At 38.5% G+C, this 26621-nt stretch carries 27 protein-coding genes and 3 pseudogenes; all 30 read left to right on the top strand.

Annotated features, from left to right (window positions below; translation table 11 throughout):
- Positions 1-360, top strand: coding sequence for a hypothetical protein (locus JJN14_RS01520; protein WP_061587811.1), 360 nt, complete (start codon positions 1-3; stop codon positions 358-360).
- A 42-nt stretch (positions 361-402) separates the two neighbouring features.
- On the top strand, positions 403-1788 hold the full coding sequence (locus tag JJN14_RS10030) for a pre-toxin TG domain-containing protein (protein ID WP_236253702.1): 1386 nt from the start codon (positions 403-405) through the stop codon (positions 1786-1788).
- A gap of 15 nt (positions 1789-1803) precedes the next feature.
- Complete coding sequence (locus JJN14_RS01535; RefSeq protein ID WP_201058721.1) at positions 1804-2469, top strand: PoNe immunity protein domain-containing protein; 666 nt, start codon at positions 1804-1806, stop codon at positions 2467-2469.
- A 220-nt stretch (positions 2470-2689) separates the two neighbouring features.
- Positions 2690-3148, top strand: coding sequence for a hypothetical protein (locus tag JJN14_RS01540; RefSeq protein ID WP_201058722.1), 459 nt, complete (start codon positions 2690-2692; stop codon positions 3146-3148).
- Positions 3138-3578 carry a hypothetical protein gene (locus tag JJN14_RS01545; RefSeq protein ID WP_201058723.1) on the top strand — a complete coding sequence of 147 codons (441 nt, stop codon included), beginning with the start codon at positions 3138-3140 and terminating at the stop codon, positions 3576-3578. The genes JJN14_RS01540 and JJN14_RS01545 overlap by 11 nt, the downstream gene beginning before the upstream one ends.
- Positions 3579-3650: 72 nt before the next feature.
- Positions 3651-3857 (top strand): hypothetical protein, encoded by a 207-nt coding sequence (locus tag JJN14_RS01550; protein WP_236253703.1) that lies wholly within the window; start codon positions 3651-3653, stop codon positions 3855-3857.
- Positions 3854-4078, top strand: a complete 225-nt coding sequence (locus JJN14_RS01555; RefSeq protein WP_236253704.1) for a hypothetical protein — start codon at positions 3854-3856, stop codon at positions 4076-4078. The genes JJN14_RS01550 and JJN14_RS01555 overlap by 4 nt, the downstream gene beginning before the upstream one ends.
- 198 nt (positions 4079-4276) lie before the next feature.
- Positions 4277-4573: a WXG100 family type VII secretion target gene (locus tag JJN14_RS01560; protein ID WP_004261570.1), complete on the top strand. Its 297-nt coding sequence runs from the start codon at positions 4277-4279 to the stop codon at positions 4571-4573.
- A 62-nt stretch (positions 4574-4635) separates the two neighbouring features.
- Positions 4636-7875, top strand: coding sequence for a type VII secretion protein EsaA (gene esaA, locus JJN14_RS01565; RefSeq protein ID WP_201058724.1), 3240 nt, complete (start codon positions 4636-4638; stop codon positions 7873-7875).
- 1 nt (position 7876) lies between these two features.
- Positions 7877-8338: a type VII secretion protein EssA gene (gene essA / locus JJN14_RS01570; RefSeq protein WP_201058725.1), complete on the top strand. Its 462-nt coding sequence runs from the start codon at positions 7877-7879 to the stop codon at positions 8336-8338.
- 124 nt (positions 8339-8462) lie between these two features.
- On the top strand, positions 8463-8705 hold the full coding sequence (locus tag JJN14_RS01575) for a type VII secretion protein (protein WP_125453220.1): 243 nt from the start codon (positions 8463-8465) through the stop codon (positions 8703-8705).
- A 14-nt stretch (positions 8706-8719) separates the two neighbouring features.
- The gene (essB, locus tag JJN14_RS01580) at positions 8720-9874 is read left to right on the top strand and encodes a type VII secretion protein EssB (RefSeq protein WP_201058726.1); all 1155 of its coding nucleotides are present in this window, start codon (positions 8720-8722) and stop codon (positions 9872-9874) included.
- Positions 9875-9883: 9 nt separating this feature from the next.
- Entirely contained in the window at positions 9884-14260 is a 4377-nt protein-coding gene (gene essC / locus JJN14_RS01585; RefSeq protein WP_201058727.1) for a type VII secretion protein EssC, read from the top strand.
- Between the two features lie 11 nt (positions 14261-14271).
- Entirely contained in the window at positions 14272-14601 is a 330-nt protein-coding gene (locus JJN14_RS01590) for a DUF4176 domain-containing protein (protein WP_201058728.1), read from the top strand.
- 3 nt (positions 14602-14604) lie between these two features.
- Positions 14605-15039, top strand: coding sequence for a YwqH-like family protein (locus JJN14_RS01595; protein WP_201058729.1), 435 nt, complete (start codon positions 14605-14607; stop codon positions 15037-15039).
- A gap of 4 nt (positions 15040-15043) precedes the next feature.
- The gene (locus tag JJN14_RS01600; RefSeq protein WP_201058730.1) at positions 15044-15328 is read left to right on the top strand and encodes a TIGR04197 family type VII secretion effector; all 285 of its coding nucleotides are present in this window, start codon (positions 15044-15046) and stop codon (positions 15326-15328) included.
- Positions 15329-15337: 9 nt separating this feature from the next.
- Complete coding sequence (locus tag JJN14_RS01605) at positions 15338-17149, top strand: T7SS effector LXG polymorphic toxin (protein WP_201058731.1); 1812 nt, start codon at positions 15338-15340, stop codon at positions 17147-17149.
- A gap of 18 nt (positions 17150-17167) precedes the next feature.
- Positions 17168-17827 carry a DUF6572 domain-containing protein gene (locus JJN14_RS01610; RefSeq protein WP_201058732.1) on the top strand — a complete coding sequence of 220 codons (660 nt, stop codon included), beginning with the start codon at positions 17168-17170 and terminating at the stop codon, positions 17825-17827.
- Positions 17828-17874: 47 nt separating this feature from the next.
- The gene (locus tag JJN14_RS01615) at positions 17875-18033 is read left to right on the top strand and encodes a hypothetical protein (protein WP_162927853.1); all 159 of its coding nucleotides are present in this window, start codon (positions 17875-17877) and stop codon (positions 18031-18033) included.
- A gap of 9 nt (positions 18034-18042) precedes the next feature.
- On the top strand, positions 18043-20250 hold the full coding sequence (locus JJN14_RS10280; protein WP_236253705.1) for a T7SS effector LXG polymorphic toxin: 2208 nt from the start codon (positions 18043-18045) through the stop codon (positions 20248-20250).
- Positions 20232-20615 (top strand): hypothetical protein, encoded by a 384-nt coding sequence (locus tag JJN14_RS01635; RefSeq protein ID WP_049509774.1) that lies wholly within the window; start codon positions 20232-20234, stop codon positions 20613-20615. Before JJN14_RS10280 ends, JJN14_RS01635 begins: the two co-directional genes overlap by 19 nt.
- Before the next feature lie 99 nt (positions 20616-20714).
- Positions 20715-21104, top strand: a complete 390-nt coding sequence (locus tag JJN14_RS01640; RefSeq protein WP_201058733.1) for a YwqH-like family protein — start codon at positions 20715-20717, stop codon at positions 21102-21104.
- A gap of 4 nt (positions 21105-21108) precedes the next feature.
- A complete protein-coding gene (locus JJN14_RS01645) occupies positions 21109-21393 on the top strand; it encodes a TIGR04197 family type VII secretion effector (RefSeq protein WP_120769979.1) in 285 nt (94 codons plus the stop codon).
- Between the two features lie 111 nt (positions 21394-21504).
- Positions 21505-21906: pseudogene (locus JJN14_RS10225) on the top strand (T7SS effector LXG polymorphic toxin); the annotation flags it as partial.
- Positions 21907-22074: 168 nt separating this feature from the next.
- Positions 22075-22800: pseudogene (locus JJN14_RS10230) on the top strand (hypothetical protein); the annotation flags it as partial.
- A 342-nt stretch (positions 22801-23142) separates the two neighbouring features.
- Positions 23143-23322 (top strand): annotated as a pseudogene (locus tag JJN14_RS10285) (cell division protein FtsK); the annotation flags it as partial.
- Positions 23323-23475: 153 nt separating this feature from the next.
- Complete coding sequence (locus JJN14_RS01675) at positions 23476-24114, top strand: hypothetical protein (RefSeq protein WP_201058734.1); 639 nt, start codon at positions 23476-23478, stop codon at positions 24112-24114.
- Position 24115: 1 nt separating this feature from the next.
- A complete protein-coding gene (locus JJN14_RS01680; RefSeq protein WP_042749693.1) occupies positions 24116-24583 on the top strand; it encodes a hypothetical protein in 468 nt (155 codons plus the stop codon).
- Entirely contained in the window at positions 24580-25455 is an 876-nt protein-coding gene (locus JJN14_RS01685; RefSeq protein ID WP_201058735.1) for a DUF4299 family protein, read from the top strand. The genes JJN14_RS01680 and JJN14_RS01685 overlap by 4 nt, the downstream gene beginning before the upstream one ends.
- Before the next feature lie 208 nt (positions 25456-25663).
- Positions 25664-26551: an NAD glycohydrolase inhibitor gene (gene ifs, locus JJN14_RS01690; protein WP_004263918.1), complete on the top strand. Its 888-nt coding sequence runs from the start codon at positions 25664-25666 to the stop codon at positions 26549-26551.
- The last annotated feature ends 70 nt before the right edge of the window (positions 26552-26621 follow it).

The following is a 26621-nucleotide window of genomic DNA, read 5'->3' on the forward strand; positions in this document are numbered from 1 at the left end:
ATGAAAGAAATACCAACAAAAAAAGGTGATATGTTAGAAATTTATGAAGCCAATGGTAAGTATATTTTAAAGTATCCAACTTTCAATATCACCATGCCAGAGGTTGTTAAAGAAATCCCTAAAGAAGCAGTGGATAGCTATTTAGCAGGAGAACATGATGGTGAAGAATTAATTAATTATGCTAATTTCGGATTTTGGAAATCAAAAATTAGTCAAGAAGATGCTAATATACAATTTTTAAGAGATAATCCAGAATTTCTTCTTATTGATACAGATAGAAAGAGACACTATTTCTCCGAAAAAGAATTTGAAGAATTGTTGAAAAAAGCTCATGAAGTTTCTGATGCAGACGATAAGTAATCATTCCCTACATTAAAGAATATAAGAGGCAGAGTTCTTGCTTTGTCTCTTACGTATTATAAGAAAATTCTTAAAAGCTACGAGGAGTTCAAGAAAAGCAAGAACTATAAGGAACACAAGCTGACGGAGACGGAATATGTCCAAGCTATGCATCAAACCCGAGCTTTCGAGTATGTATCGATTGATGACGAAAAGTCCAAGAAAGAGATGTGGCGCGATATCGCTCTGGGAGTTAGCCTTGTTGTCTTGACTATTTTCTGTCCCCCAGCAGGAGCCGTAGCAGGAGTAGCCTTGGCTAGTGCTGACATGTACTCGGCAGCGACCGGTAAGGACTGGGGCACTGGACGAGAGTTGGACACATCCGAGAGAACACTGAGAGGAACCTTTGCCTTGTTTGACTTGATACCAGCAGGGAAATACCTAGGAACCTTAGCCAAGACAGGAAAGACAGCAGGGCTTACTGCCGTTAAGAACAGTCTCCAAACGACTTTGAAAGAAGGCTTGGAACAAGGAGCTAAGAACCTAGACAGTTTCAAAGGTGTCTTGAAGAATGCCAAGGGATTGGGGGATAATGTTTATCACTCCCTATCTACTTACCGTAAACAAATCACCCATCAGCTAAAAAATTCAGTGGATGAAAAAGTTTTAAACCTAAGCAAGGCTGCCCAAGAAGGACTGGAGCGAGCCAAGCAGTTTACTTTGGAAGTACCTACTGTAAGAGTTATACAAGAAGCTTCAACTGGTCGTCAAATGATGCAGTTTGAAAAAACGAGCAAGAGTCTGGGAGATACAGGTCTAGGAAAGAGCTTAGATAATCTAGCTTCTAAAGCGAAACATGTAGAAAACACCCGATTGGATAAACTCAGAGCTCGTAATGCTTTCTATACAACCAAGGAAGAGTGGATGAAGGCGATGAAAGAAGGGGATGTCTTCCTACATACCGATGTCCACAGCAAGATTGAAATCCTCAAGCAAAGAGGGATCATATCAGAGGTTGATGACGGCACTATTGAACTTATCAGTAATATGCGCAAAGGAAACTACGGCGAGATGACTACGGATGAGATCTATCGTCAGCTGGGTTATGAGCGCATCAGTCTGGATATGACCACAGAAATCGATGGAGCCACCCACCATGGAATTGACGGAGTCTACCACAATCCTAATGGGCACCCACCCTATATCATCGCAGAAGCTAAGTATGGTAGTGCTCGCTTAAGTTACTTGAAGAATCCAAAAGTCAAACAGATGAGCCATGAGTGGGTAATAGGAGGGCGTCTAGATAAGGCAGTCGGTAATAAGCATAGTATATTGATTCGTGAAGCTATGGATGATAACCTAGTTGGCTATCAGTTAGTGAAGGTTAAGAAGAATGGCGATATTATAATAAATAATCTCGATAAGAAGGCGAATATTATCCGCCCATAGAAAAGGAGTTAATACATGTTAAGAGATAGAATCAAAACTGAGGAATACTTTCGAGAAGATAGAGAATTGTATCTAGGTTCGCTAAATAGGAGATTAGCAAAATATGATAAAATTAAACCAGAAAATAAAAGCGTTTATTTTCGAAATCTAGTAATTGATAATGATATTTTATTCAAAATATGTTACTCTATAGGGGATTCTGTTCAAACTCTATTGCCCTATTATCAAGGGATGCTCTCCAACTTAAAAGAAGTCGCCTCAGAGGGAGTTCCATTTGATTTGGCAGTTAACATCTTTGCCCTGGGAGTTCTTTACAGTGAGCGTAAGGAAGAGTTTCTAGATGATTTGAAGGCTATTTATGAGCAAATGGACTACACAGACGGCTTGATTGAATACTACATGGTTTATCTATTCCATGATAAGATAGTACCTTTCCATTCGATTTTAGAGTATCAAAATATGATTGAAGATACTTATGAGAGTGTAGCTAAGGCACAGGGCTTCTGGTATTATAGTCATTCAGATGAACCTTGGTATAATTCTCATCAATATGAACACTGTGGTTATTATGGCTACTGGAGTTTTGACACCGCCGCAACTTGTAAGATCAAAGAAATTTATGATGAACGCTTGAAAGACCTAGAATATTTCCCATATGATCTCCTAGTACAAGAAAACTAAGAAAACTGGGTTTCCACCCAGTTTTTATCAAACAGGTAGTCTCCTTTTTCTTTACGTTAACACAGTTATTCTTAACACGGACACCCACAGCATGGCTGAGGTCCTTAAGCAGGAGATAATAGTACTGGAACAGTTTCGACCGGATAGTTTTGAAGTTTTTTATAAAATAGATGGAATGGATTTTTTTGAGAATATTACAAATCGCTAGGAGTAAATATACATGATATTTGAAGATGAATTTTCAGCTAAACAAACAGACATGATTCAGTTGGCATTAGAATATGCGGATAGGGTAAAGCAAAAGGTTGATACTGTGTACATATATGGCTCTAATGAGAAGAATTCATACAGTTTTAACATATTTTATATTTCTGAGAATAAAATTTTTACTATGCGTACATTGCCAAGGAGAGACTTTGATGATTTAAACAATCTAATTTTCCATGTATTAAAAATAGGAACCGATGACGTTAAAGAGTTAAAGAAAATTTGTGAGAAGTATAACCAGCCAATGCCTACGCAGATAAAATTGATTTATGATAATAAACAGAATAAAGTAAAGGGAAAGTATTCCTACGATCTATTCTATTCTAATTCAGATACGCTAACCTCGGGCAATATTTTTGAACAATGGTACAATGAAGTAAAAGAAGAGATAGAGGGGAATTATGGTATTTGAAGATAAATTTATGGAAGTTCAGGCTAGCATGATTTCATTAGCAATGGAATATGTCCAAAATCAAGCAGAAAAAGTATATATTTATGCGATAGCGGACAGTTTGTATAGTTTTAAGCCATTTTATAAAATTAATGGTATTGTAATTGGAATGGAAAAAGTTAATGAAGTTGTGACAAAAAAAGTTGATGATTCAGATAATATGGCATTTGCTTTATTGAAATATGGAACTGAAGATATGCAGAAATTGCAGGATGTTTGCCAAGAATATAATCGTGAACATCCGACTGAAATGTGGTTGATTTATGATGCTAATAAAAACAGTCTTGACAGTCGTTATAGTTATGAAGGGCGTTATGATAAGGATGAAGAATTGCTTCCACGTCTAGAGTTTGAAAAATGGTTTGAGGAAGTAAAAGAAAATCAGCTATAATTATAATATTTTTGATACTGGCACTTAACTGTAAATTAAGTGCCTTTTCACAAATGAGAAGCCTCGAAAGCAATGGATCACTATTCTAAAATGCTCAACAAAGTGAATGAAGTTGGGGACCTATATCGGCGAGCCAATAGTGAAATTTTAAGTATGATGGGACAGTGGCTCCAACAAGATGCTCAGTTGCGAGATGATTTTCTAAATGGTCTTTCTTCTAATCCTACACTTGTAAAAAACTTAGAAACTCTGGGAATGATTCCGCGAGGTGACCAATGACCAAAGATGTAGAACTTCATTTATCGACCTGGAAGACGATGAAACAAGCCATTACGGGCCTCACTGAAAATTCCACAATCTCTAGCAGTGGTTATGGGAATTACACCAATGCTCAAGCAGGAGCCTATGGTATTGGAACAGCTTCAACCGGATTTGCCAAGCGAGTAGAAGAGCTGGTCAAGATTTCTGAGAAGGTTCAACGCTTACTATCTGAAAAATAGATAGAAGGAATAGGTTTCTGAACTTATCATTATGATTCTTTCGTTTAATACATATCGAGTAGGATTGGACTTATTCAGATATCTTATAGTATCAAACTAGATTATTGCTAAAATATTTTTTTTAATTATTTGATATAATACTTGCATAAGTATTTGAATAATGTTAAAATGTAGAAAAAAGAACATAGGAGTAAAAATATGTCAGGACAAATTCGTGTATCTCCAGAAACCCTCCAATCACGTGCACGTGAATATGGAAAAGCTGCAAACGATATCAGAGTTATTTTGAGCAATCTTCAACGCTTGCAAGATACCTTGCGTTCGGAATGGGAAGGTGCTGCGTTCCAAGGCTTTGATCAACAATTCTCTGAATTGAAACCAAAGGTTGAAAACTTTGCTGATTTAATGCAACAAATCAATACACAACTTGATAAGACTGCTCAAGCGATGCAACAAAATGACCAAGACTTATCTAGAAACTTTGGTCTTCAATAATCTAAAGTTGAGGTTGAGGAGAAATCCTCAACTTTTTTACTATATTTAATTAAGGAGAAAATGTGAGAAAGAAAGTTTTATTTAGCTTAGGGATGCTACTGTTATTTGTGACAATGATAGTATCCTTCTTTGCAATTGTAAAACCAACACCTATCAGCCGAACGAACTCAGATTCCTCGGTGCAACAAGCCCCTATTAAAGTAGCTATTGTTAATGAAGATACGGGTAAGGTATATAATGGACAACCGATTAACATTGCGAATACTTTAGTAAATTCGTTCATAGCTAAAAATAATTACAAAGTGGAAGTTGTTTCTAGGTCAATCGCTGAAAGCGGTCTAAAAAATGAGACTTATCAGTTGATGATAGTCTTGCCAAGTAAATTTTCAGAAGAAGCTTTAGCAATCGAATCAACTTCCCCTGTTCAGGCGAAGTTTCAATATCAAATTCAATCAAGTGACCAACTGACTGTCAAACAGGCTGAACAAGCTGTAGTAGCTTTCAAAGAGCTCTTTAATAAGGATTTGATTAATATTTATTTCACTAGTATTATCGGGAATTTGAAAACAGCACAAGGCCAGGTTGCTGATGTGGTTACAAATGAACATGAGTCACTAACGTCCTTTAATAATAAGTTAGTGGATCCTCTTGCTCAATATAGTCAACAATTTAATGGGTTGGGTTCATCACCGAATAATCTCTTATCATCGTATTCGTCATTTAACAAGACCTTGTTAAATACAAATAATGCCTTTAGATCAATTGATTCTGTTAATAAGACATATGAGGAAACAATAAATGGAATAGATAAGCAACAAAAAAAATGGGATAATTCCTTGAATACTAGAGAACAGGCTTTGTCCAACTATGATAAAGACTTTTCCAAATTATCAGTTAAGGAACAATTAAATCAATTATCTGCTATAAACACTCAAGTTACTGAGAAGTTATCAGAGCCAGCTATTTGGAAAGAAACTACTGATACGGCTTCTTCCTATAATCAAGATATCGCAAAACTTCTCGAAAGCTTGAAGAATAATAACAAGGAAATTGATAATACCTTATCAAATTATGATACAAAGATTAGAGAAGCAGTAGAGTCTTCCTTGGCTAAAAACCCCTCAGTGGTAGATGGAGCTAATAAAACTCTTGGAAGTTATATCAAGTCGTTAAATAATAGTATGCAAAATCAAATTACTAGTAAATGGCCAAGTGTATACTACGATGATGCAACTATAAATAATCTCTCTTTGTCAGATGCTGATAAACAACATTTGAAAAATATTAGTGCTTTTATAAGGTGGTATAGTAAGAAGATAGGGAAAGATTTGCCAACTTTGCAATCTACAACACTTGAAAATGAAGAGTTCTCTCAGTTAAAGAATGACATTAAATCTAAGAGCACAACAAAACGTGATCTAACATTGCCTTCATTTGAAGGGAAAATTTCAAAATTAACGTTAACAGTACCAAGCGGATACTATCTTAAAGAATCAAACTATGGATTTTCTGATCTTGGAGGAGGGAGTTATCAGGTATCTATCCCTAGTGAAGCATCTCCAGGTATGACTATTTCATACACACTAGGAATCAAGAATGAAAATGATCTCAATGTCTTATCACCTGTGCTTGTTAAGTATCAATTAGATACGACAGAAGATGTAAAAGTTATAAAGGAAGATGCCCCTTATGTAGAAAAAGATAAAATAGAGAATGAGACAGTTCATGCTGCGCCTGTTAGTCCAGCTACTTCTGTAACGTCAAGTTCCTCTACACCTGATGTGCAAAAACCAACAGAAATTATCACAATTACGAAGACCATCACGACTACTAAGATAAATCAAACAGAAAAAAAAGTTTTGAATCGTCATTATGAGATGCAAGACATTATTTCTAACTGGGAGTACAATCCTACCAAGCTAACTCAAGCGGTTTATAAAGATGTTGAGGCGTATCTACAGTTATCAGGAATTGTTACTGCGTATTACGGCTTAGATTTATCTAAAAATACGTACACAGACACTACGTTTGTTCCAGCAGAAGGTTCTCTTGCTGCCTTAGCAAATAATGATGACCTCAAGACTATTGTGACCAATCTAATCAAAGCAACTACAGTAGAAGCTCTAAAATCAGATTTGAAGATTTCTGATAAAAAATTGACGGATATTCAGTCACGATTAGCCAATGCTGAGAAATTAACATCTAACATCGAACAGCTGAGAACAACAACCAATGATCTAATAACTCAGTTAAGACAGTTAATTGAACAGACCAAATTAGTGGATCAAACGATTAAAGGTAAACCTAGTTTTGTTGCAACAGAAAAAGTAGATAATACTAGTATGGTTAATGTTAGTATGGATATGAACAGGGACCTAGGTACACTGATGTCAGCTAGTAAAACCTTGATGGACAATACAAAAGCAAACCAAGCTGTTTCTGAGACGATACAAGCTACTATGACTCAGTTGACGAATGATGTTAATACATTGGAAAAAGACGGAAAATCATTAAGTGCACGCGTTTCTGAATTGAAAAATATCATGTCTAGTGAATATGGTTCAAACGAAGAATTCCTTAAAAACTTTTCTACTGTTTTGAGCAATACTAGAACGGGTAATACGAAAAATGATGCAGTCTATGAATATTTGTCAAATCCTGTTGATGCTTCTAAAATTGGGAATGTCGTATCAGCTGCGACCAATAGACCGTCACAGACGAATCGTCAAGATGAGAGATCAGGACTCCTTGTTATCTTAATCAGCTATCTTGTTAGCCTGGTTGTTGCCTATCTTTTCCAACATGCAGATAAAGAAGAATTGCAAAGATTAATCAGTTTGAAGGACCGTTTGTCATGGAGAAATTCTTCTGGACCAATGTTCTTCCTAAGTGTGATTTCAGTAGCTGTTGGTTCTATAATTGCGATTGTTTCTGGAGTTAAACTTGCTTTCTCTGTAGGTCAATTGAGCTGGTTTGTAATGCTTCTTGTATTAGTGAGTCTAATGATGACATATAGTCTGAATATCCTTCTTGATAAACTAAAAAGTCTTGGATTTTTGATAAGCATAAGTCTATTACTGCTTTATATCATTTCAGCAACTCAATTATTTGATGAATATTATGTGAATCCAGCTCCTATTTTAACAACTCTTTCTCCGTTAACATATCTTGAAGGTGTAGTGAAATTATTCATTAATCAGCAAAACGGAGTTGTTCAGTCAGTAATGGTAATTGTTGTTCTAACAATTGCTTTGGGACTTGTAAATATTTTCTTGTATCGCCAAGTTAAGGATAGCAAGTAATATGAAAAAAAACATTGTCTTTATCTTTCTATTGTTTTCAATTTTTACAAAAGGTAGTGTTGCTTTTGCAAACGATGGATCTTTGCAAATAGATACATCTTTAGATAAGAATACCAAGAAAACAGAGATTCAGTACTTTGAACAGGAGAGTAATTTGACAAAGTTATTTCATCCTGAGACATATAAATTGATTGATACAACTAAAAAATTGGATCAAGAAAAGTATCAATTAGTTAAAACAAACTTATTTAGCACTAAAGTGGAATCGGAGAATATCGTTAATGAGTATCAGTCTGCTTTATTTACCAATCAGATTCAAATCAACCACAGTGATAAAAAGACTGTTTCACTTAAAAACGTAAAGTCTCCTGTTTCTTGGACTGCAATTTTATTGTTTATACTAGGGATGATTGTCACAATTTACTCGCTCTTTTATAAAAAGTTACATATAGCTAAACAATAAAGTCGATAGAAAAATACATAAAGGGAGATACAAAATGTATCTCTTTTTTATAAATAGAAAGTTCTTTAATATTCATGTTTTGCGTGATATAATAGGCATAGCATAATAGATTTAGGAGTTTTATATGGAAGAGTACATTAATATTAGTCTGGATTGTTCGCCTTTTTTATCTAAAATATTAGATTTAAGGGTCCCTACTGAGTTAACGATTAAAGAATTGATACAAATCGTCTCAGATACTTATGGTATTGGAATTAAGGTAATGAATCCAAGTGTAAGAAATCAACAGTCAGGAGAAATTCTTGCTAGTACGAGCAGTCTAGTATTAGTGAAAGACGGAGTTTTATTAAACCTGGAAAGAATATAGTAAGGGAGTCAGGTATGGAAGTTCAAAAAATTGAATTAGTAGTTGGAGATATCAAGGGAAATCGTGAAATAGCTTATGCTTTATTAACAGCAATACAACCTTATTTTGTGAATCAAAATGTTATTGAGGTAGAAGGTAAACTAACGATTGAAAGTCTATTGACAGATGAATATTATTCTTGGGATAAGCTGACTACTATGATTGAGGAAGAAAAATTACGTCATCTGATCAATGTTGGTCAATTATTTAACTCGCTGAAGGATTCAATTTATACTTATGAGTTATCACCTAGTAATCTAGTGTTTTCACGAAATGGGAACCCTCTATTCATTTTTCGTGGTGTTAAAGGGCAAGTGCCTCCCTATGATGCATTGAAGATGGAGGCGTTTACAGTTAACTTTAAAGCTATGATAGTATCTCTATTAGATAAAAAGGTAAGTTATGAAAAATTAGTGGAGGGACAGTCGCCATTTTATAAAGGAAAACTGTTTTGTGAGACCATCATGAAGTCTGAAAATTTGGATGAAATCTTAGCCTTACTACTAGAAAAATACTTAGAAGAAAAGGAACAAAATAAAGAAAAATTTTCACGTGTTCCTAATAAACTTGTTTCGCGGTTGAAGTGGACTACCATTATTGCATCATTTATTGGAGTGCTATCAATTGTTGGAGTGTTTTACTTTGCATTGTTCGCTATGCCTAATCAACAAATGATTTCAGATTTACGTTTGGCTTTTGTAAACCAAGATTATTCATCGGTTGTATCTACTGTTAAAAATACAGATTCTAAATCACTTAGTCAAGATGATGCTTATATGGTGGCTTATTCCGTCATTAAAACAGAGCCTTTAACAGAAGCGCAAAAGACAGAGCTATCCAAAATATCAAGTCAATCAAGTACAGACTATCTTCGTTACTGGGTCTTAATTGGGCAGTCGAAAGTTGATGAAGCTATAGATATTGCAAGTTACTTAGATGACCCACAATTATTGATGTATGGTCTTACCAAAAAGGTTGATGAAGTTCAGAGAAATCCTAACCTCACATCTGAACAACGTACTGAGCAACTAAACAATTATAAGAGTAAATTGGAAGAATTGAAGAAAAACTACCTAACACCAGAGGCGAATAAGTCGAATACGCCTTCAGCTTCAACAGAGTCAAGATAGGAGTGGTCTATGAATTATTTATTTTTTGAAGACAATGTTTATCCACTCTATACAGGAAATACCTATCAACTGGGGCCTTCTATAGCTTCTAATATCTATCTTCCTATTCTTGAAAATGTGGTGTTGGAAGTCAAGGAAACGGGAGTTGAACTGCTCGGAGAGACTTATTCTTATGGGTATCATTTGGTTTCCATAGCTGAAGATATAAGTGTATCCTTATTGATTATTAAAAACACCGAGTATTACCTTCTTCCCGAAAAAATACTATATTTATCAGATAAGAAAGAAGCGACTATTCGCTTAGTTGATTTTCCTATAGAAATCATTTTGAGCTTTGATGGGACAAATAAGACGATTTATAGTGCTAGTCCATATTATCTTAATGGTGAAAGAAGAACAGGGACGCAAAATATTCAAGATATGGACCAACTTGTTTTTGAACAAGGTCTAGCTTTATCCGTTCAAAAACAAATCTTATCGATTCATTCACTATTTTCTATTGAGACGAGCTTACTGCCTTTTTCTGAAGTAATGGTCGAGGATCGTTCAAAAGAATTTCATCGCTCTCCACGGATTATTCTGAGAGAACCCGAGGATAAAGTAACGATTGCTTCGGCACCAACAGATGATGAAGGTAACAAACAATCGTTACTAAGATTGATTATTACCCCTTTGGCGATGATTGTCTTTACGATACTAACGGTTTACTTCACACGTAGTGGTGGCATGATGTTCATGATGATGGGGATGTCTGTCATTACTATTGGGACTTCCATTCATACTTATTTTTCTGATAAAAAATCACATAAGGAACTTCAAGAACAGAAAATTGTTGAGTATATGAAATACTTGGAAACCAAGTATTCACAATTAGCTAACTTACGTAAAGAACAAGTTAAGGCTTTGGTGTATCATTTCCCTGGCATGGATCAGATTTTAGAAATGGTAGAAAAAACGGATAGACGTATTTACGAAAAGACACTTTATCATTTTGATTTTCTGTCTTATCGTTTGGGTTTGGGTGAAGTTAATTCTAGTTTTTCTATTGAGTATTCAGATTCTGAATTAACAAAATATAATGTAGCTGCTAACCAAAAAATTCAAGAACTACTTTCCTACTATCGTGTGACTAAGCAGGTACCTATTACACATACATTAACAAATCCTACGGGCTATATCGGAACACGGCAAATAGTGATTGAACAAGTTCAACAGATGATGATGCAATTAGCGACTTTTCAAAGTTACCATGATTTACAGTTTATTCCAATTTTCCGAGAGGAAGAGTTTGAGTTATGGAATTGGAGTCGATGGCTACCTCATACGAAAATAAAAGCACTAAATAGCCGTGGTTTTGTTTACAATCAACGTACTCGAGATCAACTATTAACGTCGCTCTATCAAGTTATTAAAGATAGAAAGTTAGATAGTGAGCAGGATAAAGGGAAAGAAAAGCAATACAGCCCTCATTATATTCTCTTTCTTACAGATTTAAGCCTGATGTTGGATCACAACATTATGGAGTACATCAATGAAGATTTATCCCATTTAGGGATTCATTATGTTTTCGTAGAAGAAGTACTTGAAAGTCTACCAGAACACGTTAAGACAGTTGTTGACTATCGAGGAGATAAAAAAGGTACAGTATTACTTCAGGATGGCAATTATACAAATAAAGAAATTACGCCTCTTCCTCCTGTAAGTTTATCGGAAAAGGAAAATTTTGCGAGAAATCTTGCGGGTATTCATCATGTTCAGACTTTGCGTAATTCGATTCCGAATAGTATTACCTTCCTAGAGATGTATGGAGTCAATAAGGTAGAGGAACTAGAACTTTTAAAACGATGGCAAGACAATGAAACTTTCCAAACAATGGCTGTTCCTCTAGGAGTTCGAGGTAGAGATGATATTCTTTATCTAAACATTCATGAGAAGGCGCATGGGCCTCATGGATTGATTGCTGGTACTACGGGGTCAGGGAAGTCTGAGCTTATTCAGTCCTACATTCTATCTTTAGCTGTGAACTACCATCCGTATGAGGTTGCTTTCCTCTTGATTGACTATAAAGGTGGAGGGATGGCTAATCTCTTTGCAGACCTACCTCATGTTGTTGGTACGATTACAAACTTGGATGGCAACCAGGCCAATCGAGCTCTGGTATCTATCAAAGCTGAACTTAAGAAGCGTCAGCGTATTTTTGCAGAAAATGATGTTAATCATATCAACCAGTATATGAAACTCTTCAAGGAAGGGAAGGTCAAAGAACCATTACCACATCTATTAATCATTAGTGATGAGTTTGCAGAGTTGAAGGCGAATCAACCTGATTTCATGGATGAATTAGTCTCTACAGCTCGTATTGGTCGATCATTGGGGGTTAAATTAATTTTAGCAACCCAAAAACCTAGTGGGGTTGTCAACGATCAAATTTGGTCGAACTCTAAGTTTAAAATAGCTCTTAAAGTACAGGATGCTGCAGATTCTAGAGAAGTAATCAAAACACCTGATGCCGCAGAAATTACCCAGACAGGTAGAGCCTATCTTCAAGTCGGAAACAATGAAATCTATGAGCTATTCCAAAGTGCTTGGTCAGGTGCGGATTATAATCCAGAAGGACGAAATCATGTTCAAAAAAACACAACTGTGTATGAGATTACAAGTAATGGTCAATACAATGCCATTAATAAAGATTTGAGTGGTTTAGTCAATAAAAAAGAAGCAAAGGCTGTTCCAACAGAATTAGACGCCATTGTAGAAAAAGCCCGTGAAGTCTTTGATGGTCTTCATATTCATCAGGTAGCCAGTCCTTGGTTGCCACCACTTGAAGAGAAGATATATGCTAAAGATACACAATCGACTAACTACAAGGATTATTGGGGACGTTCAGAGGCATTGCAACCTATTTTAATTGGGTATCAAGATATTCCAGAAAGACAGGAACAATCTCCCCTTTACTTCAATATGGAACAAAGAGGTCATATTTTATTGGTTTCTAGTCCGGGATTCGGTAAGTCCACTTTTCTACAGAACTTTGCGATGGATGTGATTCGTAAGCACACACCAGACCAGGTCCATTTCTATCTCTATGACTTTGGTACTAGTGGTTTGATCTCTATTTCTGATTTTCCTCATGTTGCAGATTATTTCACCTTGGATGAAACTGAAAAAATCATGAAATCTCTTCGATTCTTGAATAGAGAGATAAAAACTCGGAAACATGCTCTTTCGCAAGCAAGAGCCACAAATCTAAGGCAATACAATCAGTTGTCAGATGAGAGTTTTCCAACCATTTTCATCGAGATAGATGGTTTTGATAGTGTGATGGATGCCCCATTTGTCGATGCCTTTTATGATACTTTAAATGTCATTGCTCGCGATGGTGCCTCTCTAGGAATCTATCTAGTTGTGACACTTTCCCGTCTCAATGCGATGCGTCTACAGCTACAATCGAACTTTAAGACCAAGATTTCTCTCTTCTTATTTGATACCAGTGACTTATCAGGTGTAGTAGGACGTTCAAATATTCCACTCGATGAAATCAAAGGCCGTGCCATAGCTAAATTGGATGATATCGTCCAATTCCAAGTGATGTTGCCATACAGCAGTGAACATTATACGGACTACATAAAAGAAGTTCGCGCAGAACAAGAAGCCATGGCTGTGGCATACGATGGACCGCTTCCTGCAGGTATCCCAATGTTACCAGAAAAGGTAACCAAAGAAGTCATGGCAGAAATCTTAGAAAGCAGTCGAGACTTTATCTTGGGGCTCGAAAGAGAAGCCGTTGTTCCAGCAACCTTTAGTTTTGAACGCCCTCTTCTTATAGCCTCAGACAGTCCTGCTTTTGTAACGAATTACTATAAATTACTAGAATATCACCTAAACCGTTTATCAGGAGTGTATAATACTGTTATTTTAGATCCTAGTCAGCGTATTAACAGTCAGTTCTTTGATGGTATTCAACGATTTGATACTTCTTTAGAGGTTGATAATGTCATGAAGACGATATTAGAAGACTTTAAGAAACGGGTTGCGTCTCCAAATCAGGACTATCCAAAATGGTTAATTTTGATACCTGATATTGCTGCGACGGCTATGGCGGCTGGAGTGAGTGAACTGGACTTCAAGCAACTCCTTAGTGAAGGAGCTCAGTATGGAGTAACCTTGCTCTTTATAGGCGCCTACCAAGATCTAGTAGCGAACAATTACGACAATTTTGTCAAACTAGTTAATCAGCTAGTAGAACAAGTCTTTCTTGGTGTACGTATCAGTGATCAAGATCATACTCGCTATCCTTACATCACAAATGAGCCGGCACTGAAACCGAACCAAGGATATATTCTTTATCCAGATCATTATGAATCCGTTCAATTATTAGAAATTTAGAGAGGTTATTTATGTCAGATACTAAATTATTACCACTAGGCAGTGTTATTGTTTTAAAGGGAAGTACTAAAAAGATGCTCATCATTGCTCGTGTGATTGCAGCACCCGTTAAAGGAGATCTCTACCGTTTTGATTACGGAGCCTGTCTCTATCCAGAAGGAATGGTAGGAGATAGCCTTATCTACTTTAATCATGAAGATGTTTTTAAGGTTGTTCAAGAGGGCTATAGCGATGATGATAATGAGCTTATGTTAGAACATATTACTTCGGTTGTCTCTACAACAGATATTCCTAAAGGGAATGTTGCTGAGTTGAATGAAGTAAATGAACTAGGAGGCTAATACATGGGGCAAATAGACTATGATCAAATCTATTATCTTCAAGGTATAGTGAATCAACACTCCGCCAGCATCTCCTCTGCCCAATCACGGATTACTTCCATCGATGAAAAATTGGAACGTCTTCGCACGGCCAAGAAGTCTGTAAGTGAAATCCAACAAAATGTTCACAATATCAAGTATCCCATCATGCACCGAAATATTCAGCCAGAATGGCAAGGCAAACAAAAGGATGATTTCACCAAGCAGTGGGAAACCTTCTCTAGTGACTACACGAGTTTTCAAACGGAGATGAATACCTTCTATGATGCCATCTGTGATGAAATCACTAGGTTGGAAAATCAAAAGAACGAAGAACATGGCATTATTGGCTGTCTTCAGAGTTTGAAGAATAGTTTGGAAAATTTCATCGAGAAGCTACTACATACGAAGGAGGGGTAAGGTCATGTATGGAACGATTCAATTATCTGAGGTTCTGTTTAACGCGCACATCAGTAGTTTGACCAAGGCTCAGGCTAGTTTGGCTGGAGTGAGTAAGCCAAACTTCAACACGACATCGGAATCCAAGGTGCTCGATTTGTATCAGGAACAATTCAATGAGCTCTATCAGTTGATGACGAGCTATACGTCCTTATTGGGAACAGACATCGCCTTGATGGCAGCTACAGGAAAAGAGTTGGCCCGTACAGATACAGTATTGGGACAAACACTGTTTTCTGGCTTGCAGTAGGGAGGTTCTATGAGTTACAAGATAAAATTTGATGATATTACCTCTGTTCAAGTGGAAAGTCAAAAGACGATAAATGCTTGGGGAGAGGCCATAGCTAGTCTAAATAAGGCAATGAGCGACTTCATCAACAATAAAAATCTCCAAGGTCAGGCCGTCTCGAGTATGCGCCGTTACCTAGTAGAGGTGCATGGGACTCTTCTTCAAACTCTGGTCAACCTGATGAATGACTACTCAACTAACCTCCTACTGTACAAGGATGGTTACTATCAAATTGATTCAAGCAATCATGCAAAGTTACCAGGTCAGGTGTTTACAACCCTTCATAGTGATTTAAAGAGTTCACGGGACAATCTAAAGAGTGAGATTGAGCTCTTGAACACGACCAAGGACAAGGTTTCAGACTTGGTGAGCTATTCAGGAAGCAGTCATACCAGTACGGTCATGAACTATAACTTTCTCATGAATCAGGTCAAGAACTTGGACAACTCGATCATCCAGTATGAAAGTAATCATGCGAGTCAGGATTTGGTTGCCTTTAAGGAACTCTTGTCGGCGACCAAGGCCTTGATCGCAGAGCATGCAGGGAAGACACGGACTGTAGGGACTTATCAGTCGGGTGATTTCGCTAAACTCCAGTCTGTCCAACGCTTTGCGATAGCCTACCAACAGGCAACCAAGCAGATGGAGAGTCGTGTTGAACGCGTACAAGCTGCTCAGGAGCGGGACAAGGCTCGTTTTGAGGCCTTGGCTGCAGAGGATCGAGCCAAGAACGGTTGGAAAGACCTAGCAATTGGTGTGGTGACTGTTGCGATTGGTGCTTTAGCGATTTGGGCAACTATGGGGGCAGCGACACCCTTGGTTGTTGGGGCTGGCTTAACCGCAGGAATTGGAACAGCGGCTTATGGGGCGTCTAATGCAGGGGAAGGGATTCATAACATCCAACTTGGGAATGCAGGGGATGTCCATACGAAATCCTATAATCGCATCCGAGATACGCTTTTCATGGGGAATGACAAGCTGTATCATCAGGTTGGTGGGATCTTTGTGACAGCGAGTTCTATCATGATTCCCATAGGGCAGACTCAGAGCGTTGTCAAGGGCTTGACCCAGTTTGCGATAGGGGAAGCAGGCGCCTATACAGCAGGTCAGGTTGCCTATCATGGGACCAAGCTCCTAGGTGGTAGTGAGGAAGACGCTCAAACCGCAAACTTTATCGGGAATATCGTAGGAGGTTATGTGGCCTCTTCAGCAGCCAGCAAGTTTAGTCTCAATAAGGTGAAAACTCAGTTCTCTACGGAATGGAATGAATATTTAAATGAATTCCCAAAAAATGGGTTAACCGAGTCAGAGATAAATAATATCATTGAAGTTGATCCTGATATTGAAAAAGGCATTGTACGTCCTAATCCACAAGATTATTTACCAATGGAGTATTTGGAACAGCATAAAAAATTATTTGATGATGGAGTGGCAGCTTTTGTAAAAGATGATTTCTTCATCGAGAAATTTGGTAATTTTGGTCGAGAAGATGGAGCTTTTGTTTTTCCTAAAGATGTAGCAAAGGCCATGATTAAAGAGGCTGATGGAAATCCGAGAAAATTAGAGGCTTTATTGGGATTGGATGAGGGAAGTTTAGGAGACTCTCCCAAAATGGTGCTTCCACAGGAAGTACATAATTACAGAATTCCTGATGGAAATGAGGGAGGATCGCGTGCTAATCCACAGTGGCGACCAGGAGGGAAAACATACCCTGGAGGAGTTCCTGAAGCAGTAATCGACCCAGTTCCAAAAGATAAGGTAACATTGGTAGACATTTGGTAAACAACAGAGGAGATGAGAATGGAAACTATTTATTTAAGTCAAAAAGACATGTTGGAAATCTGTCAAGATGGTGACAAGTATTTTTTACGTTATCCAACTTTTAATATTATCATGCCAGAAGTGGTTCAAGAAATTCCCAAAGAAGCTGCCGATAGCTATATTTCGGGAGAACATACTGGTAAAGAGTTGATGAATTATGCGCAATATGGTTTTTGGAAATCTAAAAAGCAATATACACAAGATGAATCTAGTAAACTTTTCATTGAGAATAATCCTTCCTTTATTCTAAAAAATCCCCAAAATAGTCGTCGTCTTTTTTCAGCAGAGGAATTTACTCAAATTGCCACCCAAGCCATCGTTTCAAAATTGCAACCTAGCGAACTAGACTCTATTGGTGTTGTAGATAGTCATTTAGAGTTACTCCTTGTGGATCCAATTGGCTGGGAGGAAGAAACAGAAGCAGTTCATCTAAAAATCCTTCAAGAAAAAATTAACAATTATATCTACTTTCTCGAAGGCAAACAGTATGTGGAACGATACGGTGATAACTTTGACCAAAAAGTCATCCATATCACATTCCAGTATTCTCCGTCTGATAACGGTTTAGCACTCCTAGCAACTGTTCAGAAGACATTGCAGAATACGGATATGAGCTTGAAGGTAGAATTGCCGGCGTAATAAAGGGAGCGAAAGACGCTCTCTTTTTGTGGTATAATGAAGAAGGAGTGAACCTATATCAAAAACAATTCAATGAGCTCTATCAGTTGATGACGAGCTATACGTCCTTATTGGGAACAGACATCGCCTTGATGGCAGCTACAGGAAAAGAGTTGGCCCGTACAGATACAGTATTGGGACAAACACTGTTTTCTGGCTTGCAGTAGGGAGGTTCTATGAGTTACAAGATAAAATTTGATGATATTACCTCTGTTCAAGTGGAAAGTCAAAAGACGATAAATGCTTGGGGAGAGGCCATAGCTAGTCTAAATAAGGCAATGAGCGACTTCATCAACAATAAAAATCTCCAAGGTCAGGCCGTCTCGAGTATGCGCCGTTACCTAGTAGAGGTGCATGGGACTCTTCTTCAAACTCTGGTCAACCTGATGAATGACTACTCAACTAACCTCCTACTGTACAAGGATGGTTACTATCAAATTGATTCAAGCAATCATGCAAAGTTACCAGGTCAGGTGTTTACAACCCTTCATAGTGATTTAAAGAGTTCACGGGACAATCTAAAGAGTGAGATTGAGCTCTTGAACACGACCAAGGACAAGGTTTCAGACTTGGTGAGCTATTCAGGAAGCAGTCATACCAGTACGGTCATGAACTATAACTTTCTCATGAATCAGGTCAAGAACTTGGACAACTCGATCATCCAGTATGAAAGTAATCATGCGAGTCAGGATTTGGTTGCCTTTAAGGAACTCTTGTCGGCGACCAAGGCCTTGATCGCAGAGCATGCAGGGAAGACACGGACTGTAGGGACTTATCAGTCGGGTGATTTCGCTAAACTCCAGTCTGTCCAACGCTTTGCGATAGCCTACCAACAGGCAACCAAGCAGATGGAGAGTCGTGTTGAACGCGTACAAGCTGCTCAGGAGCGGGACAAGGCTCGTTTTGAGGCCTTGGCTGCAGAGGATCGAGCCAAGAACGGTTGGAAAGACCTAGCAATTGGTGTGGTGACTGTTGCGATTGGTGCTTTAGCGATTTGGGCAACTATGGGGGCAGCGACACCCTTGGTTGTTGGGGCTGGCTTAACCGCAGGAATTGGAACAGCGGCTTATGGGGCGTCTAATGCAGGGGAAGGGATTCATAACATCCAACTTGGGAATGCAGGGGATGTCCATACGAAATCCTATAATCGCATCCGAGATACGCTTTTCATGGGGAATGACAAGCTGTATCATCAGGTTGGTGGGATCTTTGTGACAGCGAGTTCTATCATGATTCCCATAGGGCAGACTCAGAGCGTTGTCAAGGGCTTGACCCAGTTTGCGATAGGGGAAGCAGGCGCCTATACAGCAGGTCAGGTTGCCTATCATGGGACCAAGCTCCTAGGTGGTAGTGAGGAAGACGCTCAAACCGCAAACTTTATCGGGAATATCGTAGGAGGTTATGCAGTCTCTTCAGCAACCAGCAAGTTTAGTCTCAATAAGGTGAAAGTAGAGGTCGAAGCACCGAAGTATAACCGCGAGCAGATTCTGAAGAATCTGAAAGAAAGTAAACTTGCGAGGGAATCCAGTAACTTTGACCAGTATCTGGCGAAGGAGAAACTCCAACGAAACTTAAACAAATCCCCATTAGTTAGTCAGGAACTTCCGAAGGTGAAGGGGGTGCACGATGTCGAAGCACCGAAGTATAACCGCGAGCAGATTCTGAAGAATCTAGAAGAAAGTAGACTTGCGAGGGAATCCAGTAACTTTGACCAGTATCTGGCGAAGGAGAAATTCCAGAAAACCTTGATGAGTATGGAACCGATGGACCGTCAGAGATATCTTCAATGGCACAAATATGCGGAGGCAGGTATCAGTCCTTCAGACCGCGTAAGAGTGTTGGAAATTTCGGAAAAAGCGCCCAAAATAAAAATGATTGATGGTCTGGATCAACAATCTGTTTTTAAAAATATTGAAGCAATTGATACGGAAATTACTCCCCGTCCTGAACCAGAAGGATACTTACACCCTGACTACCTAGAGGCTCATAAGCATTTATTTGATAATGGAGCTGCTAAATTTCAAAAATTTCAGCCTAGCGAGAGTTGGAATGAGGGTATTGTTGGGGGTGATGATAGAACAAGTTTTTGGTTAAGTAAGGATCATGCAGATATCATTCAAGACATTGCTAGAGGGGATAATCGTATTTACGAAACATTGTTAGGATTTGATGATGGATACTTAGGAGATGGTCCACTTTATCGTTTGGATGTCACTCCAGAAGTAGTAGCAGAAAAAGGTATTTCAATACCAAGTGGTAATGAAGCTGGAGCCAATAAATGGTGGCGTCCAGGTGGAAGAACATATCCAGGAGATATGCCAGAAGGCGTAATGAAAGATATTAGTACAAAGAGTGGAGATCATACATGGAACATAGTAAATTAGCTTGGGAAGATGTTAGTAAGTTTGAGGAAATAAAAGGTTATGGACAACATGTTTGGCGACATCATGAGAAATATTTTTTTGTTACAGATGAAGGAGGAATAGCAGAACAGAGGGTAGTCTATGAATTACCATTAGAACTATTTCAATTATTAAAGTCTGGGGAAAAAACACTTAAAGAAATTCATTTTAAGCTAAAAAAAGACTGTTGGCCACCGAACGTGACACAAGAAGAAGCTAATAGAAATTTCTTGAGGCAATATCCAGAAGCTTTAAGAGGAAATCCTAAAGCGCAAGGCTTATTCACAAAGGCTGAACTGGAAGAAATATTACCCGAAGGGGCTGAAATTCTAGCGAGCAAAGATTAAGATAACCCTTTCTATCTATGTTAGAAATGAATCAAATAAGAGTTTACTAATATTTTATTGGTAAACTCTTGCTTTAAATAGAATTCTCTACAAAGACAAGTGAATGCCTACTCCGCCAGTATCTCCTCTGCCCAATCACGGATTACTTCCATCGATGAAAAATTGGAACGTCTTCGTACGGCCAAGAAGTCTGTAGGGGAAATCCAACAAAATGTTCACAATATCAAGTATCCCATCATGCACCGAAATATTCAGCCAGAATGGCAAGGCAAACAAAAAGATGATTTCACCAAGCAGTGGGAAACCTTCTCTAGTGACTACACGAGTTTTCAAACGGAGATGAATACCTTCTATGATGCCATCTGTGATGAAATCACTAGGTTGGAAAATCAAAAGAACGAAGAACATGGCATTATTGGTTGGTGCCAAAGTCAGATTAACAATCTGGGAAATTTCATCGAGAAGCTACTACATACGAAGGAGGGGTAAGGTCATGTATGGAACGATTCAATTATCTGAGGTCCTGTTTAACGCGCACATCAGTAGTTTGACCAAGGCTCAGGCTAGTTTGGCTGGAGTGAGTAAGCCAAACTTCAACACGACATCGGAATCCAAGGTGCTCGATTTGTATCAGGAACAATTCAATGAGCTCTATCAGTTGATGACGAGCTATACGTCCTTATTGGGAACGGACATCGCCTTGATGTCAGCTACAGGAAAAGAGTTGGCCCGTACAGATACAGTATTGGGACAAACAATGTTTTCTGGCTTGCAGTAGGGAGGTTCTATGAGTTACAAGATAAAATTTGATGATATTACCTCTGTTCAAGTGGAAAGTCAAAAGACGATGAATGCTTGGGAAGAGGCCATCGCTAGTCTAAATAAGGCTATGAGCGACTTCATCAACAATCAAAATCTCCAAGGTCAGGCCGTCTCGAGTATGCGCAGTTACCTAGTAGAGGTGCATGGGACTCTTCTTCAGACTCTGGTCAACCTGATGAATGACTACTCAACTAACCTCCTACTGTACAAGGATGGCTACTATCAAATTGATTCAAGCAATCATGCAAAGTTACCGGGTCAGGTGTTTACAAACCTTCATAGTGATTTAAAGAGTTCACGGGACAATCTAAAGAGTGAGATTGAGCTCTTGAACACGACCAAGGACAAGATTTCAGACTTGGTGAGCTATTCAGGAAGTAGTCATACCAGTACGGTCATGAACTATAACTTCCTCATGAATCAGGTCAAGAACTTGGACAACTCGATCATCCAGTATGAAAGTAATCATGCGAGTCAGGATTTGGTTGCCTTTAAGGAACTCTTGTCTGCGACTAAGGCCTTGATAGCAGAACATGCAGGGAAGACACGGACTGTAGGGACTTATCAGTCGGGTGATTTCGCCAAACTCCAGTCTGTCCAACGCTTTGCGATAGCCTACCAACAGGCGAGTAAGCAGATGGAGAGTCGCGTTGAGCGCGTACAAGCTGCCCAGGAGAGAGACAAGGCTCGTTTTGAAGCCTTGGCTGCGGAGGATCGAGCCAAGAACGGTTGGAAAGACCTGGCAATTGGTGTGGTGACCGTTGCGATTGGTGCTTTAGCGATTTGGGCAACTATGGGGGCAGCGACACCCTTGGTTGTTGGGGCTGGCTTAACCGCAGGAATTGGAACAGCGGCTTATGGGGCGTCTAATGCAGGGGAAGGGATTCATAACATCCAACTTGGAAATGCAGGGGATGTCCATACGAAATCCTATAATCGTATCCGAGATACGCTTTTCATGGGGAATGACAAGCTGTATCATCAGGTTGGTGGGATCTTTGTGACAGCGAGTTCTATCATGATTCCCATAGGGCAGACTCAGAGCGTTGTCAAGGGCTTGACCCAGTTTGCGATAGGGGAAGCAGGTGCCTATACAGCGGGTCAGGTTGCCTATCATGGGACCAAGCTCCTAGGTGGAAGCGAAGAAGATGCCCAAACCGCAAACTTTATCGGGAATATCGTAGGAGGTTATGCGGTCTCCTCAGCAGCCAGCAAGTTTAGTCTCAATAAGGTGAAAGTAGAGGTCGAAGCACCGAAGTATAACCGCGAGCAGATTCTGAAGAATCTGAAAGAAAGTAAACTTGCGAGGGAATCCAGTAACTTTGACCAGTATCTGGCGAAGGAGAAACTCCAACAAGGCTTAAACAAATCCCCATTAGTTAGTCGGGAACTTCCGAAGGTGAAGGGGGTGCACGATGTCGAAACACCGAAGTATAACCGAGAGCAGATTCTGAAGAATCTGGAAGAAAGTAGGCTTGCGAGGGAATCCAGTAACTTTGATCAGTATCTGGCGAAGGAGAAACTCCAACGAAACTTAAACAAATCCCCATTAGTTAGTCGGGAACTTCCGAAGTTGAAAGGTGTCCACGATGTCGAAGCACCGAAGTATAACAAAGAACAAATCCTGAAGAATATAGAGGAAAGCAAACTTGCGAGGGAATCCAGTAACTTTGACCAGTATCTGGCGAAGGAGAAACTCCAACAAGGCTTAAACAAATCCCCATTAGTTAGTCAGGAACTTCCGAAGGTGAAGGGTGTCCACGATGTCGAAGCACCGAAGTATAACCGCGAACAGATTCTGAAGAATCTGGAAGAAAGTAGACTTGCGAGGGAATCCAGTAACTTTGACCAGTATCTGGCGAAGGAGAAACTACAACGAGGCTTAAACAAATCCCCATTAGTTAGTCGGGAACTTCCGAAGGTGAAGGGAACAGCGAATCCATCACCAAGTCAATCAACAACTCGAGCAATCATTGACCAAAAATTAAAAGAGTATGGTGTTTCTTGGGATGAATTTAATTGACTAAGGAATACGCATGTGACCAAAATGACACAGTCTGAATATGATATGATGATTGATATTCGTAATACAATTCCGTATCCAAACGATTCAACCGTCATGCAAAAGATTATGCCTATTGAAGATGAGGTTTGGCTATTTGATAGGAAAAAAGCAACAGCGGGTGGCTATGTAGCCAAACGTTCGGATGTGAAAAATATTACTAATATCAGGGAAGCTGTAGAAGGATTACGATTGGACTATGAGGGATCACCATTTGTTGAAACTATGATTGATGCAAATGGCAATAGGGTTGCAGTACGTGATCAGAATGGTAATTTGAAGCTAAAAACAGATGCATATCTTCGTTTAGAGTATACTACTGATGAGACGGGTTATATTAAAATCCCATATGGAGATATGGATGGGAATTTAATAGATGCAAAAGGTAATGTTTTGATGAATAGCGATACAGGTAAGCCTTATAAAGCAATAGACCCTGCTAGTGGAAATGGCTTTATAAAATCAGATTCAGATGAGTTTTTGGTTCCAGAATATCGTCATTCAAATAGAAGTAGACTCAAGGAAGGCTCTAAATTGTATCTAAATGTCGGAGGAGAGGAAGTATTAGTTGGTAGGGTCAATAAATATGGTATAATGGAATACGTGGAGGGATAAAATGGATAAAGAATATCTAGTTTATGAAGATAAAGTATATTCTAATTTTGTGAATTATATAAATGGATATATTCTTCTATCAAAAGCTCCAGCGATGTTGGAAGAGGGCTACGTTCCCTATAGTTTCTATGAATCTGGTGATTATGAAGGGTTATACGGGAAGTTCCTGTCTTATAGTGAAGTTACGCAAAGATATAGCGTTTATGATCGTGTCCTATATAAAGGTCAGGAATTTGCAATCGCAGGTCACAAGCATGGGGATGATGATTTTACAGCACCCGATTCTTATGTGCGAATATTGGTTTCTGATAAAGAATTTTTAAATGAAAATAATATAGCAGATGGCGCGTCATTGATGGATGATAAGTACGGTCATATTACGTATGCATCAGGAAAAATCCCTGTCAGCGAAGTAACGATTCTACGTCGTAGAAAGGATTTACCAGTAGACCGAAGGAGAAAAATATGAAATCAGTTAATTTTACAATAAAAAGCAACCAATCACTAAGAATTGGTGAGGTGCTTCAAGCAGAACTTTTTGAATGTTACAGCGTTTCCGCTAAGGATGCAGGATCAAAGCCATCTGCAGACTCTCTTATTTCGGATTTCCATTCTGTTCAGTTTGGGGTCAAAGAGAAGTCTAGTCTAGGGTTCCGTCTATCTTTTGATGGTCAAGCCTATCAGGTATCTGTTCCAGATTTGGCGACAGCTTCTGACTGGACTGGGGCCTTGATGTTCTTGAAAACATTGCTGGTTTTCTTAGATGTAAGAGTGTGTGAACATGATGGCGTGGACTATGATAAAGATTCTATTCTAGAATTTCATTTCACAGATATTTTCTTATCAGCTCTTTCAGAATTGACTAAGGAAGTAAAAGTTTATCCTATAGTAGAAGTTATGGGAGTGAAACGTCCTATTTACATCAATGAACTCTACCTAGGGCAGATTATCCATGTGCCGGATGATCAACTCTTAAATAGTTATGACCAGCGTTTGCGCTTTACCCAACAGCTAAATGCTTATTACTCTGAGCAACAAGTTTTTAAAGTAGAGCAAAATGGAGAGGACATCATTATCCCTATCAATTATCTAAATAGTGAAGGACGAACAATCTTACCGGCTCAACCAGAGCTAGAACCTCAATATTTACAAGAGTATCGAGGAAGTAAGGTTGCAGTTGCACGACTGTTTATCATGACAGCCGATGGCGAAAAACTAGCCGAAGTTCCTTATCGGGAATTCTTAGAGTCGTTGACTGAGGGAATTTACATGCTAGATGCCAAGTATGTTCTTGTGGACCCAATTTCTCCTGAAATGTTGCAGAAGTTATCACAAAAATAACATTCTAAGAAACTTATTAGTTTGTTCAAGATTGAAAAGTTTACCATCTGATATTTTTTTCAGGTGGTTTTCTTTTTCCTTAAGTTCCCCATTTTATTTTTTCTGTATTTATTTTATGCTATAATAAGACAAAGTTTTAATACCATCATTCAACAATAGTGCAAGTAAATACCCAGAAATAGGTAGAATAAATCAATGGAGTAAATAAATGAAAAAATTTGAAATACCAGAGCCTAAAGAATATGAATCTTTTGTTAATTTTTATCGTAGTGTGATGGAAGAAGGAAAAGAGGAAGAAGCTTTTTTAGGCACAGATGCAAAATATCGCATACGAGAACGAGATTCTTATGAACTTGACAGTACAGACATTAGCGTATTAATGGAATATTGCTTATTCCCTCTGTATGTGGAAGGTGATAAGGATATAGCGAGAAGAACTTTTGAAATCTTGAAGGATTTTAGCTTATCGATTGACTTAGTCAAATTAGATAAGGTAACTGATTATATCTCTATTCAAAACTGGTTTTTAACTGAATATTCTAATCTTTCCTTTGTTATTGAAACAGATGAATTGGTAAGAAATATTATAGAAAGCATTTCAAAATTATCTGATGAGCAGAAACATACGTATACCTATGAAAGACTATGTAATGTATTAGACCGTAGTCCATTATACAGGCAGTGTGATGAAGAAAAGGTAGAGAAGATTCTTAAGGAATTCAAGGAAAAATACTACAATCCCCCTAAGGTAGTAGAAACCATTAAAACAGCTGAGAAAATTGAACTAGATGTTACAAGCATCGATGCTATGGGTGTTTCTGATGACCATCTGGAGTTGTTGTTGATTGATGAAAACAAATGGATTGAGTCATTAGAAGAGGAGCATCTCTTGAAACTTCAAGAAAAACTCAATAACTATATCTACTTCCTCGAAAGCAAGCAGTATGTGGAGAGATATGGCGATAAGTTTGACAAAAAAGTCATCCATATTACCTTCCAATATTCTCCATCTGATAATGGACTAGCCTTTCTCGCAGCGGTTCAGAAGGTGTTACAACCTACAGATATGAGTTTGAAGGTAGAATTACCAGAGTAATAAAGGGAGCGGAAACGCTCTCTTTTTGTGGTATAATGGGACTAGATTTTTAAAAAGATTATTTAACGGT

This window comes from Streptococcus mitis (genome assembly GCF_016658865.1).
GTDB lineage: Bacteria > Bacillota > Bacilli > Lactobacillales > Streptococcaceae > Streptococcus > Streptococcus mitis_BT.